7 protein-coding genes are annotated in these 15,034 nt (G+C 37.3%); all 7 read left to right on the top strand.

Annotated features, from left to right (window positions below; all coding sequences use genetic code 11):
* The first annotated feature begins 37 nt into the window (after positions 1 to 37).
* The 7 genes from P2W75_RS13925 (at position 38) to P2W75_RS13895 (ending at position 15,030) form a co-directional block, all read left to right on the top strand.
* Complete coding sequence (locus P2W75_RS13925; RefSeq protein WP_276380916.1) at positions 38 to 1,270, top strand: SGNH/GDSL hydrolase family protein; 1,233 nt, start codon at positions 38 to 40, stop codon at positions 1,268 to 1,270.
* A gap of 237 nt (positions 1,271 to 1,507) precedes the next feature.
* Positions 1,508 to 4,225, top strand: coding sequence for an alpha/beta hydrolase-fold protein (locus P2W75_RS13920; RefSeq protein WP_276380915.1), 2,718 nt, complete (start codon positions 1,508 to 1,510; stop codon positions 4,223 to 4,225).
* A 48-nt stretch (positions 4,226 to 4,273) separates the two neighbouring features.
* Entirely contained in the window at positions 4,274 to 6,799 is a 2,526-nt protein-coding gene (locus tag P2W75_RS13915; protein WP_276380914.1) for a glycosyl hydrolase 115 family protein, read from the top strand.
* 69 nt (positions 6,800 to 6,868) lie between these two features.
* Positions 6,869 to 9,151 (top strand): glycoside hydrolase family 127 protein, encoded by a 2,283-nt coding sequence (locus P2W75_RS13910; protein WP_276380913.1) that lies wholly within the window; start codon positions 6,869 to 6,871, stop codon positions 9,149 to 9,151.
* A 232-nt stretch (positions 9,152 to 9,383) separates the two neighbouring features.
* The gene (locus tag P2W75_RS13905) at positions 9,384 to 10,961 is read left to right on the top strand and encodes a glycoside hydrolase 43 family protein (RefSeq protein ID WP_276380912.1); all 1,578 of its coding nucleotides are present in this window, start codon (positions 9,384 to 9,386) and stop codon (positions 10,959 to 10,961) included.
* 43 nt (positions 10,962 to 11,004) lie between these two features.
* A complete protein-coding gene (gene xyl3A / locus P2W75_RS13900) occupies positions 11,005 to 13,599 on the top strand; it encodes a xylan 1,4-beta-xylosidase (RefSeq protein ID WP_276380911.1) in 2,595 nt (864 codons plus the stop codon).
* Between the two features lie 72 nt (positions 13,600 to 13,671).
* Positions 13,672 to 15,030: a glycoside hydrolase family 43 protein gene (locus tag P2W75_RS13895; RefSeq protein ID WP_276380910.1), complete on the top strand. Its 1,359-nt coding sequence runs from the start codon at positions 13,672 to 13,674 to the stop codon at positions 15,028 to 15,030.
* Positions 15,031 to 15,034 lie beyond the last annotated feature (4 nt).

Genomic DNA, 15,034 nt, shown 5'->3' with positions numbered 1-15,034 from the left:
TAGATAGAATAGAATCTTTTAAACTTTAAAAGTAAATATGAAAAGATATTTAAAATATATATTGTTTTTACCGCTTTTTGTTTTCATAACAGCATGTAAAACCAATCACACATTAGTAGATTCTTCTCGAAAGTCGGCTTCAGTAAACTGGGTAGGATCGTGGGCTTGTGCACAAATGCTTGTAGAACCGCACAATATGCCTCCAGCTCCAGGTTTGGCCGAAAATACATTGCGCCAAATTATAAAAGTTTCGATTGGAGGAGAATGTATTCGACTGCGCTTCTCTAATTTATTTAGTGATCAGCCAACGGTTTTAAAAAAGGTAAGCATAGCCAATGTGCTTGAAGCTCCAGCAATAGATAAATACACGCAAAAGATTCTCAGCTTTAATGGAAATCCAGAAATAATAGTACAGCCGGGAGCTGAGGTATTTTCAGATGACTTGAATTTTCAGTTAAAATCAGGTCAGCTTCTTGCCATCACTATTTATTATGGAGTTTCATCAGAAAAAACATCCGGGCATCCTGGCTCGAGAACAACCTCTTATATTTTGCCAGGCGATCATATTAGCGATGACATTTTTTCGGGTGCAGTAAAAACAGATCATTGGTATTCTATCATGGGACTCGATGTAGTGGCCTCAAAAAATACTTCTAATATTATTTGTCTAGGAAACTCCATTACAGACGGACGCGGATCTGGAACCAACAAACAAAACCGCTGGACCGATATTTTGGCAGCTCGACTTGCGGCAAATAAAGCGACTAAAAATATCGGAGTCTTAAATTTAGGAATAGGAGGAAATTGTGTTGTAAAAGGCGGACTTGGACCAACGGCTCTAGAACGTTTTGATCGCGATGTGCTCTCGCAAGCAGGTGCGAAATGGCTTGTAATTTTGGAAGGAATAAATGATATAGGCGGAATTAAAAGAGCTGAAGATGCTCCTGCAAAAGCACAGGAAATTATAGACGCTTATAAAATTATGATACAAAAAGCGCATGCCAAAGGCTTAAAAGTCTACGGATGCACGATTCTGCCTTTTCAAAAATCATTTTACGACGCGCCTTTTAAACAAGAGGCGAGAGATATTGTAAATGCATGGATTCGAAATAACAATTTTGATGCGGTAATAGATTTCGATAAAGAAATGGCTTCAAAAGAAGATGCTAAAACCATTTTAGGTAATATGCATGATGGCGATTTTTTGCATCCCAATGAGTTAGGATATCAGAGAATGGGTGAAGTAATAGATTTAAATTTATTTAAATAAAACAGATTTAATTTTTAAGACATAGAAACATAGATTTTTATTGCTTTTGTTTAAGATTATCGAAAAAGCAAGCTTTAACACATAGCTAGGTGAATTGAAATTGTGAAACGCCTTTTTTAATGATGCTTTGGGACTATGATTCTATGGGTTAAAAGTAATTTCACGCAACGGGTTAACCATTAGTAAAAAGATATATCGGCCAGTTGTTCTGGCAGTACAATAATTTAACAAGATATCATGAAATCAATAATTAGATTTTTCGCAGTTGCTGTTCTTTTATTTATGGGGCAGAAGGGATATTCTCAAGATCCAAATTTTCATGTTTATTTAAGTTTTGGACAGTCCAATATGGAAGGCGCGGCTCCAATAGAAGCTGAAGACAAACTAAATGTAGATCCTCGTTTTCAGGTTCTGGAAGCAGTAAACTGCCCAGATTTGAATCGCGAAATGGGAAAATGGTACACCGCAATACCGCCATTATGCCGATGTAAAACAGGATTGACGCTAACAGACAATTTTGGACGAACTATGGTTGCCAATCTTCCCAAAAATATAAAAGTGGGAGTGGTAAATGTTGCAGTAGGAGGATGCAAAATAGAACTTTTTGATAAAGATAATTTTGATAATTATATGAAAACAGCGCCAGATTGGATGCTGGGTATGATTAAAGAATATAACGGCAGTCCGTATGCAAGACTTGTTGAAATGGCAAAAATTGCACAAAAAAAAGGAGTTATAAAAGGAATTTTACTGCATCAGGGAGAATCTAATACAGGTGATACATTATGGCCAAAAAAGGTCAAAATAGTGTACGACAATCTGATGAAAGACCTGAACTTAGATCCTAAAAAAGTGCCTCTGCTTTCTGGAGAAGTAGTTCATGAAGAACAAAACGGGAAATGTGCCAGCATGAACAAAATCATTGCAACTTTGCCTCAGACTATTCCAACATCGTATGTAATTTCTTCAAAAGGCTGTGCGGTTGCTCCAGATTTCCTGCACTTTAATCCGGCAGGCTATAGAGAATTAGGAAGACGTTATGCCGAAAAAATGCTTTCGCTTTTAGGATATAAATCCAATAATCCAAATGATCCTTTTATAGTTCAGGCGCCAATTGGATTTGACCAGCTAAATCCAGCAGTTCCAGCAGGAAAAGTAGAAACAGTGAGCTATGAGTCAAAGACAGTTGGAACGGTCAGAAAAGCAACGGTTTATACGCCGCCTGGATATGCTAAAAACAAAAAATATTCGGTTTTATACCTTTTGCACGGAATTGGAGGAGATGAAAAAGAATGGTTAAACGGAGGAAATCCGCAGATTATATTGGACAATCTGTATGCAGAAGGAAAATTAGAACCCATGATTGTGGTTATGCCAAACGGAAGAGCCATGAAAGATGACAGCGCCACAGGAAATATAATGGCGCCAGACAAAGTGCAGGCATTTTCAGATTTTGAAAAAGATTTGTTGAAGGATTTAATTCCTTTTATCGAAAAAAAATACAGTGTTTTCAAAGATAGAGAGCATCGTGCCATTGCAGGACTTTCTATGGGAGGCGGACAGTCTTTGAATTTCGGTTTAACAAGCTTAGATAAATTTGCTTGGATTGGAGGCTTTTCATCAGCTCCAAACACTAAGAAAACAGAAGAATTAGTGCCGAATCCTGAAGAAACAAAAAAGAAACTGAAACTGCTTTGGATTTCTTGCGGAGATAACGACTGGCTTCTTGAAAACAGCAAACGCACACACGATTATCTATATAAAAATAATGTGCCTCACATTTATTATCTAGAACCAGGTGTTCATGATTTTAAAGTTTGGAAAAACGGTTTATACATGTTTTCGCAATTATTGTTCAAACCTGTTGACGAATCAAGTTTTGCAAAATATACGGTTTTAGGGACTGTAGCCCAAACCAATATTCGCAATGCCAAATATCCTCAAATATTTCCAGATAACAGAGTGATTTTTAAAGTCAATGCGCCAGAAGCCTCAAAAGTGCAGATCGATTTGGGACGAAAATACGATATGCAGAAAGATGGACAAGGCGTGTGGAATGTTACAACCGATGTAATAAATGGAGGGTTTAATTACTATTCGCTTTTAATTGACGGCGTGGCAGTAGCAGATCCGTCAAGCGAGACTTTTTATGGCATGAGCCGTATGGCAAGCGGAATTGAAATTCCGAAAAGAGATGGAGATTTTTACGAATTAAAAGCAGTTCCGCATGGCGAGGTAAGGATAATGAAATACTTTTCAAAAGGAACCAATTCATGGCGTGAGATGTATGTGTATACCCCGCCAGGATACGAAACTTCATCTGAAAAATTCCCTGTATTATACCTTTTGCATGGAGGTGGCGAAGATCAAAGAGGATGGAGCACTCAAGGAAAAGCAAATTTGATTTTGGATAATTTGATTGCAGAAAATAAAGCAAAGAAAATGCTTATTGTAATGCTTGACGGAAATATGGGAAATACAGGCGGTATTGCAGGTTTTGGCGAAGAGACATTAAAAGCATTTGAAAACGAGCTGAAAAACGGAGCAATACCTTTTGTAGAAAGCAATTTTAAAGTGGCTGCAGACAGTAAAAATAGAGCTTTAGCCGGTTTATCAATGGACGGGCTGCAAACGCTTTATGCCGGAATTCAAAATTCGGCTATGTTTTCAAGTTTAGGAGTATTCAGTTCAGGCTGGTGGGCAAACAACCCAAAATTATCAGATCCTCAATATGAGTTTATGAAAAACAATGCACAGACTATTAATGCTAATCTAAAGAATTTCTGGATTTCGATGGGAGGAAAAGAAGATATAGCCTACGAGAACTGTAAAATTATGACGAAGAAATTCGATCAATTTGGCATTAAATACAGCTACAGTGAATATCCTGGCGGACACACTTGGCCAGTATGGAGACATGATTTATTTCTGTACTCACAGTTACTTTTCAAATAAAAAAAGCAGATTTAAAAATTTGATATACAAATTGATAAAAAGCATTTCATGAAAACCTACCTTAAATTTATAAGCACAGTTATTATTGTTTTAGTAAGTACGATGTCTAAAGCTCAACCCTTTATAACAGAAGATAAAAGCCAGAATGTTCTCGTGCTGAAAGAAAAATCGCTTTCACTTTCTTTTTTTGTAAATTCAAATTTAGATGCGGGAGTTTTGCGTGCTGTAAATAATCTTCAGTTAGATTTTGAAAAAGTTACAGGGCAGCGTCCCATTATTTTAAATCAAAATCCCAATGTTTCGTCACCGCTCATTATTATTGGAATGATCGGATCTAATTCGGTTATTGATGATTTAGTTAAACAAAAAAAAATTGACGGAAAAGAACTCAAAGGCAAGAATGAAAAATTCATCATACAAGAGGTTAAAAATCCTTTGAAAGGAGTAGCCGAAGCGCTTGTAATTGCAGGAAGCGATAAACGCGGAACCATTTATGGAGTGTATGAATTGTCTAAACAAATTGGCGTTTCGCCTTGGTATTATTGGGCTGATGTGCCTGTAAAACACAAAGAAAATATTTACTTCATTAAAGGAACGTACACAGAAGGAGAACCTGCCGTAAAGTACAGAGGCATTTTTCTTAATGACGAAGCGCCAGCCTTAAGCGGTTGGGCAAAAGCTACTTTTGGCGGTTTCAACAGCAAATTTTACGAAAAAGTTTTTGAATTAATCCTGAGACTGAAAGGCAATTACATTTGGCCAGCCATGTGGGGCAATGCATTTTATGATGATGATGCAGCCAGCGGGCCTCTAGCAAATGAAATGGGAATCGTAATGGGAACTTCTCATCATGAACCAATGGCTTTGGCACAAACCGATTGGAGACGTTACATCAAAAAAAATAATTTGCCGAATATTTGGGATTATTCTAAAAACAAAACGGTTTTAGACGAATTCTGGAAAACAGGTATTCAGCGAAGCAAAAACTGGGAAAAACTCGTAACCATTGCCATGCGTGGCGATGGAGACGAAGCAATGAGTGAAGGCACCAATATAAGTCTGCTAGAAAATATTGTAAAAGAACAACGCAAAATTATTGAGAAAGAAACGGGTGAAAGTGCCAATAAAACACCGCAAGTCTGGGCTTTATACAAAGAAGTTCAAGATTATTACGATCAGGGAATGCGCGTTCCTGATGATGTAATTCTTTTGTTTTGTGATGATAACTGGGGAAATGTCCGCAAACTTCCAGATCTGTCTAAACCTTTGCACAAAGGCGGATACGGAATGTATTATCATTTTGATTATGTTGGTGCACCAAGAAATTCAAAATGGATTAACATAAGTCCAATACAAAGAGTTTGGGAACAGATGAACCTAAGCTACGAAAATGGAGTAGATAAAGTATGGATCGTTAATGTTGGCGATTTAAAACCAATGGAATTTCCAATCAGCTTCTTTTTAGATATGGCTTGGAGTCCTAAAAAATTCAACTCTCAGAATCTTTTCCAATACACGGAAAACTGGACAGCAGAGCAGTTTGGAAGCAAATATTCTAAAGAAATTGCCAGATTATTAAATACCTATCCAAAATTCAATCGCCGTGTGACTCCAGAAATGCTGGACAGCAAAACTTACTCATTAGAAAACTACAATGAGTTTGAAACTGTTGTAAACGATTATAAAAACTTGGCATTGGATGCTTATAGAATTTACAACGAACTTCCTAACGAATATAAATACGCTTATTTTCAGCTGGTTTTATATCCAATAGATGCCTGCTGCAATCTTTATGAAATGTATTTCGCGCAAGCAAAAAACAAGAAACTGGCAGAACAAAAAAATAGTCTTGCCAATTATTATGCAGATGAGGTTAAAATTAAGTTTGAACGCGATTCGATTCTTCAAAACAAATACAATAATGAGATTTCAGGAGGCAAATGGCCTCACATGATGGATCAGATGCGCATAGGATACAAAGCTTGGCATGATGGTCCTAAAAATATTCTTCCAGATGTAAAATACCTGTCGGATAGCGAAATAGTATCTCCGAAAGTTTTTGTAGAAAAAGACGGTTACGTTTCTATTTATGCCGAACATTTTTCTAAAATGAATAATTCTAAAAAAATACATTGGGAAGTAATTCCAGATTTTGGAAAAACACAGAGCGGCATTACAACCTTTCCGCAAAGTGGTTATCCTACGGCAGAAGATAATATATTTGTAGAATACGAGATTGATTTTGCTTCATCGGGAGAATGCAATGTCGAACTTTTACTAGCTCCAACCCTTAATTTTAATAGCAACAAAGGACTTCGATATGAAATATCTTTTGATGGCGAAAAACCGCAGCTAGTCAATTTTAACGGGCATTATAAAGGAGAATTAGGGAAATGGCAGGCAGAGCACATGATTCATTCCACAACAAAACATAGGATTCTGAAATCCGGAAAACATACGCTTCGTTTCAGAGTTTTAGATCCGGGAATTGTGCTCCAAAAAATACTAATCGATACAGGAGGTTTAAAACCTTCGTATTTAGGAGCCCCAGAAAGTGAACGAGTATCTCAATAAATTTTGCATATATGACGAAAAAGAGAAAATCTTATCTTGTATCTTCTATAACTTTAAACCAAATCTATAATGAAAAACAAAATTTTGTTTTGCCTATTCGCCTTATTCATCGGAACCAAAATATCAGCTCAAATGCAGTTATTTGATTTAAGCGAAGTAAGACTAAAAGAGGGGCCATTTAAAAATGCACAAGATGTAGATCTTAAATACATTTTAGCATTAGATCCAGATAAACTTTTAGCGCCCTATTTATTAGAATCAGGGCTTCCGCCGAAAGCAGATCGTTACGGAAATTGGGAAAGCATAGGATTGGACGGCCATATTGGCGGCCATTATCTTTCGGCCTTATCCATGATGTATGCCTCGACAGGAAATGCAGAACTTAAAAATAGGTTAGATTATATGCTTTCAGAACTGGCGCGCTGTCAGGATAAAAATGGCAATGGTTACGTTGGAGGCATTCCGCAAGGTAAAGTTTTTTGGGATCGAATCCATAAAGGAGATATCGACGGAAGCAGTTTCGGATTGAACAATACTTGGGTGCCAATCTATAACATTCACAAACTTTTTGCTGGGCTTATTGATGCCTACCATTATACAGGAAGCGAGAAAGCCAAAGCGATCGTAATCAAATTAGGAGATTGGTTTATAGAATTAATCCGTCCGCTTTCAGATGAACAAATCCAGAAAGTTTTAGCAACAGAACATGGCGGCATCAATGAATCTTTTGCCGATTTGTATATCATTACCAAAAACAAAAAATACCTCGAAACGGCTGAGAAATTATCGCATAAAGCATTTTTAAATCCGTTGTTGCAAAAAGAAGATAAACTGACGGGCTTGCATGCCAATACGCAAATACCAAAAGTAGTTGGCTTTGAGAAAATTGCGGTTCTTTCGGATAATAAAGAATGGTCGGATGCAGTACAATATTTTTGGGATAATGTGACCCAAAAAAGAACCGTTGCATTTGGCGGAAATAGCGTTTCGGAACATTTTAATCCGATAAACGATTTCAGCGGAATGGTGAAGTCAAACGAAGGACCAGAAACCTGCAATTCGTACAATATGGAACGTCTTGCCAAAGCTTTATTTCTGGATAAAAACGATGTGCGTTATCTGGATTTTTACGAGCGAACGCTTTACAATCATATCCTTTCGAGCCAGCATCCCGAAAAAGGAGGTTTTGTTTATTTTACACCTATTCGTCCCAATCATTATCGCGTGTATTCGCAGTCTCAAACCAGCATGTGGTGCTGTGTAGGAACTGGACTTGAAAATCATACCAAATATGGAGAATTGATTTACAGCCATTCGCAAAATGATCTTTTTGTAAATCTTTTTATTCCGTCGGTTTTAAAATGGGAAGAAAAAGGCATAGAACTCGAACAAACCACAAAATTCCCTTATGAAAATCAGACAGAATTAGTTGTAAAACTTAAAAAAGCAAAAACCTTCGCCTTGAATATCCGTTACCCAAGATGGGCCGAAAGTTTTGAAATATTCATTAACGGAAAAGAACAAAAAATAACCTCTAAATCTTCTGAATATGTTGCGATTTCAAGAAAATGGAAATCGGGAGATAAAATAGCAGTGCAATTTCAAACAACGCTGCATTTAGAAAATCTGCCAGACGGATCGAATTGGAGCGCCTTTGTAAAAGGGCCAATTGTACTGGCAGCCAAAACTTCAACACAAGGATTAGATGGTCTGTATGCAGATGATAGCCGAATGGGACATGTGGCGAAAGGAAAATTTATGCCGCTTGATGAAGCTTATGCATTGGTTGGAGAAAAAGCAGATTATATTTCGAAACTTAAAGAAACGGGAAACTTAAGATATAGTCTAGACTCATTAGAACTGGAACCTTTTTTTGAAGTGCACGATGCCCGTTATCAAATGTATTTTCAAACCTACTCCAAAGAAGAATATAAGGAAAAGCAGGAATTATTGAAGCAACAGGAAAAAGAAGCTATGGCTTTAGAAGTCAAAACAATAGATAAAATAAATTGTGGAGAGCAGCAGCCAGAAGTAGACCATTTGTATAAAGGAGAAAAAAGCAATTCGGGTTACGAGGATGGAAAGTTTTGGCGCAATACCCGTTCCTATATTTCGTATCAAATGCTGAATAAAAACAAAAAAGGCCAGTTTTTGCAGATCAATGTTTTGGATGAATTCAACAGCGATAATAGTACGATTTTGATTAATGAAAAGCCAGCAGTACTAATCGCTTCTGATAAAAAAACAATCAAAATAAGAATAGACAATAGCGAAGTGCTGAACATTAAAATTTTAGTAAAAGAAGGGAAAGTAAGTCCAAAGTTTGCCCAGCTTAGAATTGTAACAGATTAATATATCTGTTGTAAGAATAAAATTTAACACATAGAAACATAGATTTTTTATTGCTTTTATTTGAGATTATAGAAAAAAGCAAGCTTTAACACATAGCTATGTGAATTGAAATTAGTGAAACGACTTTTTTAAAGTTTACAAAATCTATGTTTCTATGTGTTAAAAAAACAATTATGCTATTAGATAAATATAATAATCCCGTCTGATATTTTTTAGAAAACGAAATACAACTATGAAAACAAAAGATTTTATATATACGGTTCTGGCGATTGCCTTGACTATCTTGACAAGTCAGGCTCAAAAAGACAAAGCTCAGAATCCTATTATTTTTGCAGATGTGCCTGATTTATCGATAATCAGAGTGAAGGACACTTACTATATGAGCAGTACAACCATGCACATGAATCCCGGAGTTCCGATTATGAAATCTAGCGATTTAGTCAATTGGCATTTGGTTAATTATGCATACCAAACCTTAGAAGACAATGATGACCGATTGAATCTGGATCAGGGCAAAAATGATTACGGAAGAGGTTCTTGGGCGAGCAGTCTGCGCTATCATAACGGAATGTATTATGTGAGCACTTTTTCGGGAACAACATGCAAAACCTATATTTTTTCTACAAAAGATATTGAAAAAGGCCCTTGGAAAAGGACTGTCTTAAACAATTCTTATCACGATCACTCTCTCTTTTTTGATGATAATGGCAAAGTCTATCTGGTTTGGGGAGGCGGAAAACTTCAAATAGTCGAATTAAAAGAGGATTTGTCAGCAGTAAAAGAAGAAACCAAGAAAGTTTTAATAGAAAATGCCAATGCGCCTGCACAAAGCGAGATTATGCTTCCGGCAGAAGGATCGCAGCTTTTTAAAGTTAAGGGAAAATATTATCTGTTTAATATCTGCTGGCCCAAAAATGGCATGCGTACCGTAATTATACACAGAGCAGATGCTATTGAAGGACCTTGGGAAGGAAAGATCGGAATGCAGGATTTGGGCGTTGCGCAAGGCGGACTTATCGATACTCCAGATGGCAAATGGTTTTCGTATTTGTTTAGAGATGCTGGAGGCGTAGGGCGTATTCCGTATCTGGTTCCTGTAAAATGGGAAAACGGCTGGCCAATCTTGGGAGAAAACGGAAAAGTGCCTCAATATCTAGACCTACCCGCCAATAAAAGCCTAATGCCAGGAATTGTAAATTCTGATGAATTTACACGTAAAAATGGAGAAAATGATCTGCCGTTGGTTTGGCAATGGAATCATAACCCAGATAATGCATCTTGGTCGGTTAAAGAAAGAAAAGGCTATTTGAGACTAAAAACATCTAGAATTGACAGCAGTTTTACGCAGGTAAAAAACATTTTGACTCAGAGAACTTTTGGGCCAGTATGTTCTGGAACTACCATGCTGGAGCTTTCTAATCTGAAAGAAGGAGATTTTGCCGGACTTTCGCTGCTGCAAAAAGATTTTGGTTTGGTTGGAGTAAGAATGGACCAAGGGGCAAAAAAAATAATCATGATAGATGCCGAAAAAGGAAATCCGAAAGAAATAGAAAGTGTGCTGTTAAATCAGAACAAAATATATTTTAAAGCGGATTGCAATTTTAAAAACCAAGCCGATCAAGGACGATTTTATTACAGTTTAGACGGAAAAAAATGGATTGTTATAGGAAAACCAATCAAGATGCCATACACCATTCCGCATTTTATGGGCTACCGATTTGGCTTGTTTAATTACGCTACCAAAACGGCAGGAGGTTTTGCCGATTTTGATTATTTCCGTCTGGAGGATAAAATTTTAGAAGTGAATTAATCTTGATAGAAAAGCTTTCAAAACCATCTAAAAGTATAAAACGATGAAAATAAGATATTGGTTTGTTATAAGTCTGTTTTCGGCAGTTAGTGCAAATGCACAGCTGCTGCCGTATAAGAATCCTTCGCTAAGTTCTTCTGATCGCGCAAAAGATTTAATTTCAAGATTAACGCTCGAAGAAAAAGTAGCGCTAATGTGCGATCAATCTGATGCTGTTCCCAGACTTGGCATTAAAAAATTTAATTGGTGGAGCGAAGCCTTACACGGTTATGCAAACAATGATAATGTGACTGTTTTTCCTGAACCTATCGGAATGGCGGCCTCATTTGACGACCAATTGTTATATCGCATTTTTGATGCGGTTTCTGACGAAGCAAGAGCCAAATACAACCAATGGATTAAAGATGGAAACGAAAACAAACGTTTTTTAAGCCTATCGGTATGGACGCCAAATGTCAATATTTTTAGAGATCCAAGATGGGGACGCGGACAGGAAACCTATGGTGAAGATCCTTATTTAACCTCCAGAATGGGAGTGTCGGTTGTAAAAGGATTGCAAGGTCCTGCAGATGCCAAATACCGCAAACTTTTGGCTTGTGCGAAACATTTTGCCGTGCATTCTGGCCCTGAATGGAGCAGACACGAATTGAATTTGAATAATGTAAATCCGCGTGAATTGTACGAAACCTATCTTCCTGCGTTCAAAGCATTGGTGCAGGAAGCCGACGTGCGCGAAGTAATGTGTGCCTATCAGCGTCTGGACGATGAGCCTTGCTGCAGCAATACCCGATTATTGCAGCGCATTCTTAGAGAGGAATGGGGATATAAATATATGGTCGTTTCAGACTGTGGTGCCGTTACCGATTTTTATACCACACATAAAGTTTCGTCAGATGCGGTGCATGCCGCTTCTAAAGCCGTTTTGGCAGGAACAGATGTAGAATGTGTTTGGGAAAATTATCCTTTTAAAAATCTTCCCGAAGCTGTTGAAAAAGATTTGATTAAAGAAGCAGACATCAACAAAAGTTTGCAGCGCGTCTTAGAAGGCCGTTTTGAATTGGGAGAAATGGATGACGATGCCATAGTGCCATGGGCTCAGATTCCGCCCTCAGTGCTTAATAGTAAAGAGCATCAGCAGCTGGCTTTAGAAATGGCGCAGAAATCAATGACATTGTTGCAAAACAAAAACAATATTCTTCCATTGTCCAAAACATCAAAAAAAATCGCAGTTATTGGACCCAATGCTGCCAACGAACCGATGTTATGGGGAAATTATAACGGAACGCCAGTAAAAACAATTACAATCAAAGAAGGAATAGAATCCAAAACAGGACAGGATAAAATCTTTTATGATAAAGCCTGCGATCTGGTAGAAGATAAAGTCAACCAAAGCTATTTTGATCAGATTTCTTTTGAAGGCAAAAAAGGAATGAAAGCCACGTATTGGAACAATCCAAATAGAGAAGGAAACAGCGTTATTTCAACTCAGATTACCAATCCGATAAAAATGACAACAGCCGGACAGCATGAATTTGCTTCTGGAGTTAAATTAGAAGGCTTTTCTGCAAAATACGAAACGGAGTTTACCGCAAAAACGACAGATACACTTGTTTTTAAAACCGGTGCAACAGGATTTTTTGAATTATGGGTTAATGGAAAATCTATTGCAAAATATACAAATTGGAGAACGGTTCCAGGAAATATTCCATTTCCAGTTGAAGCTGGAAAAACCTATAAAATTGAAATTGATTTTGCACAGTCAAACAACTGGCAAGCGAATCTGGAGTTTGATTTTGGAAAAGAATTTGACATCAACTTTGCTTCTTTAATTGAAAAATTAAAAGGCATTGATACTGTGGTGTTTGTTGGAGGACTTTCTACTTTGCTTGAAGGAGAAGAAATGCCGGTTTCTTATCCTGGTTTTAAAGGAGGAGACAGAACCAATATAGAATTGCCAGCCGTACAGAGAAAATGTTTAAATGCATTAAAAGAAGCAGGAAAAAAAGTAGTTTTTGTAAACTGTTCGGGTTCTGCAATTGCTTTAACGCCAGAAACATCAAGCTGCGATGCTATTTTACAAGCATGGTATCCGGGAGAATCTGGCGGTCAAGCTGTTGCTGATGTGCTTTTTGGAGATTATAATCCTGCTGGAAAATTGCCTGTTTCCTTCTACAAAAATTCAGAAATATTGGGCGATTTTGAAAACTATTCGATGAAAGGACGCACCTACAGATATACTACCGATGTATTATTTCCTTTTGGTTTCGGATTAAGCTATTCTAAATTTATCGTGGGTACAGGAAAATTGAGTAAAAGCAAAATAAAATCAGATGAAAGCATTCAATTGCATATTCCGCTGCAAAATGCTAGTAAACGCGACGGAACCGAAATTATTCAGGTATATGTTAAAAAAGCAAATGATACCGATGGACCTTTAAAAACATTAAAAGCTTTTCAGCGTGTTGCTGTAGAAGCAGGAAATAAGGAAAATGTGGTTATAGACTTGCCTGCTTCTTCATTTGAATTTTATGATGCAGCAACGATGGGACTGAAAGTAACTTCTGGCGAATATGAAGTGTATTATGGCACTAGTTCGGCAGCAAAAGACCTTAAAACGCTTAAAGTTGTCGTGCAGTAAAAAGTGTAAATCAAAGAGGTTTGAATCAGGTTGGTTACTGTTTTTTAACCTAAATTAAATAACAATCAGATAATGTATTTCATAAAAAAAAGATTTTTAGCAGTATTGATAATTCCTATATTTGGTTTTGCTCAAAACCCTATTGTACAGACCAGTTATACTGCAGATCCAGCTCCAATGGTGTACCATAACAAACTGTATTTATATACATCGCACGACGAAGAAAACTCTACATGGTTTACCATGAACGATTGGAAATTGTATACCACAGAAGATATGGTCAACTGGACCGATCACGGTGCCATATTATCCTATAAAGATTTTAGCTGGGCTAAAATGAATGCTTGGGCAATCCAATGCATCGAAAGAAAAGGCAAGTTTTATTTGTACGCACCAATTACCGATAATCAAGGTAAAAACGGCATTGGCGTAGCAGTGTCCGATAGTCCTTACGGGCCATTTATAGATCCGTTAGGAAAACCATTAGTGCAAAACAGCAGCGCCGATATTGACCCAACAGTTTTTATTGATGACGATAACCAAGCCTATTTATTATGGGGTAATCCAGTTTGCCATTATGTGAAATTAAATGAAGACATGATTTCGTATAATGATGAAATTCAGATATTTCCCAACACAGTAGAAGCATTTGGAAAACGCGTAGGAAAAGAAGATCCACGCAGACCCACTACTTACGAAGAAGGGCCATGGCTCTATAAAAGGAATAAATGGTATTACCTGTTTTTTGCGGCAGGTCCTATTTCGGAACATATTGGCTATTCGACAAGCAAAAGTCCGCTTGGGCCATGGAAATATCAGGGCGTTGTAATGCCAACTCAAGGAGAGAGTTTTACGAATCATCCTGGTGTAGTAGATTTTAAAGGGAAAACCTATTTCTTTTACCATAATGGCGCATTGCCCGGCGGAAGTGGTTTTACAAGATCTGTAGCTGTAGAAGAACTCCAGTTTAATTCGGATGGCAAAGTCAAGGAAATGAATATGACTGAGGGAATCAAAAAAGGAATCGCTGCTTTTAATCCGTATGTGAAGTCAGAAGCAGAAACTATAGCTTGGTCAAAAGACGTAAAGTCAATGCAGAATAAAGAAGTTGGTGTATTCATTACTGCCATGAAAAATAATGCCTATACAAAAGTACGAGATGTTGATTTTCGCGAATCGGGTGCTTCAAAATTTACTGCCCGTGTAGGTACTACACATAACGGGAATGTATCTATGGAAATACGATTGGACAGCCTTGATGGTGAATTAATTGGAACTGTAGAAGTTCCTATGACAGGAGGAAACGACAGATGGGCTCTGGTTACAACCAATGTCAAAAAAACTTCAGGAGTGCATGATCTCTTTTTTATATACAAAGGAAAAGCTGCTGAAAATATTATGTATTTTGATTATTGGATGTTTTCGAAATAATGAT

This window comes from Flavobacterium sp. H4147 (genome assembly GCF_029360735.1).
GTDB classification, from domain to species: Bacteria; Bacteroidota; Bacteroidia; order Flavobacteriales; family Flavobacteriaceae; genus Flavobacterium; species Flavobacterium endoglycinae.
The sequence above is the reverse complement of the archived record's forward strand: the minus strand, read 5'-3'. Positions and strand labels throughout refer to the sequence as shown.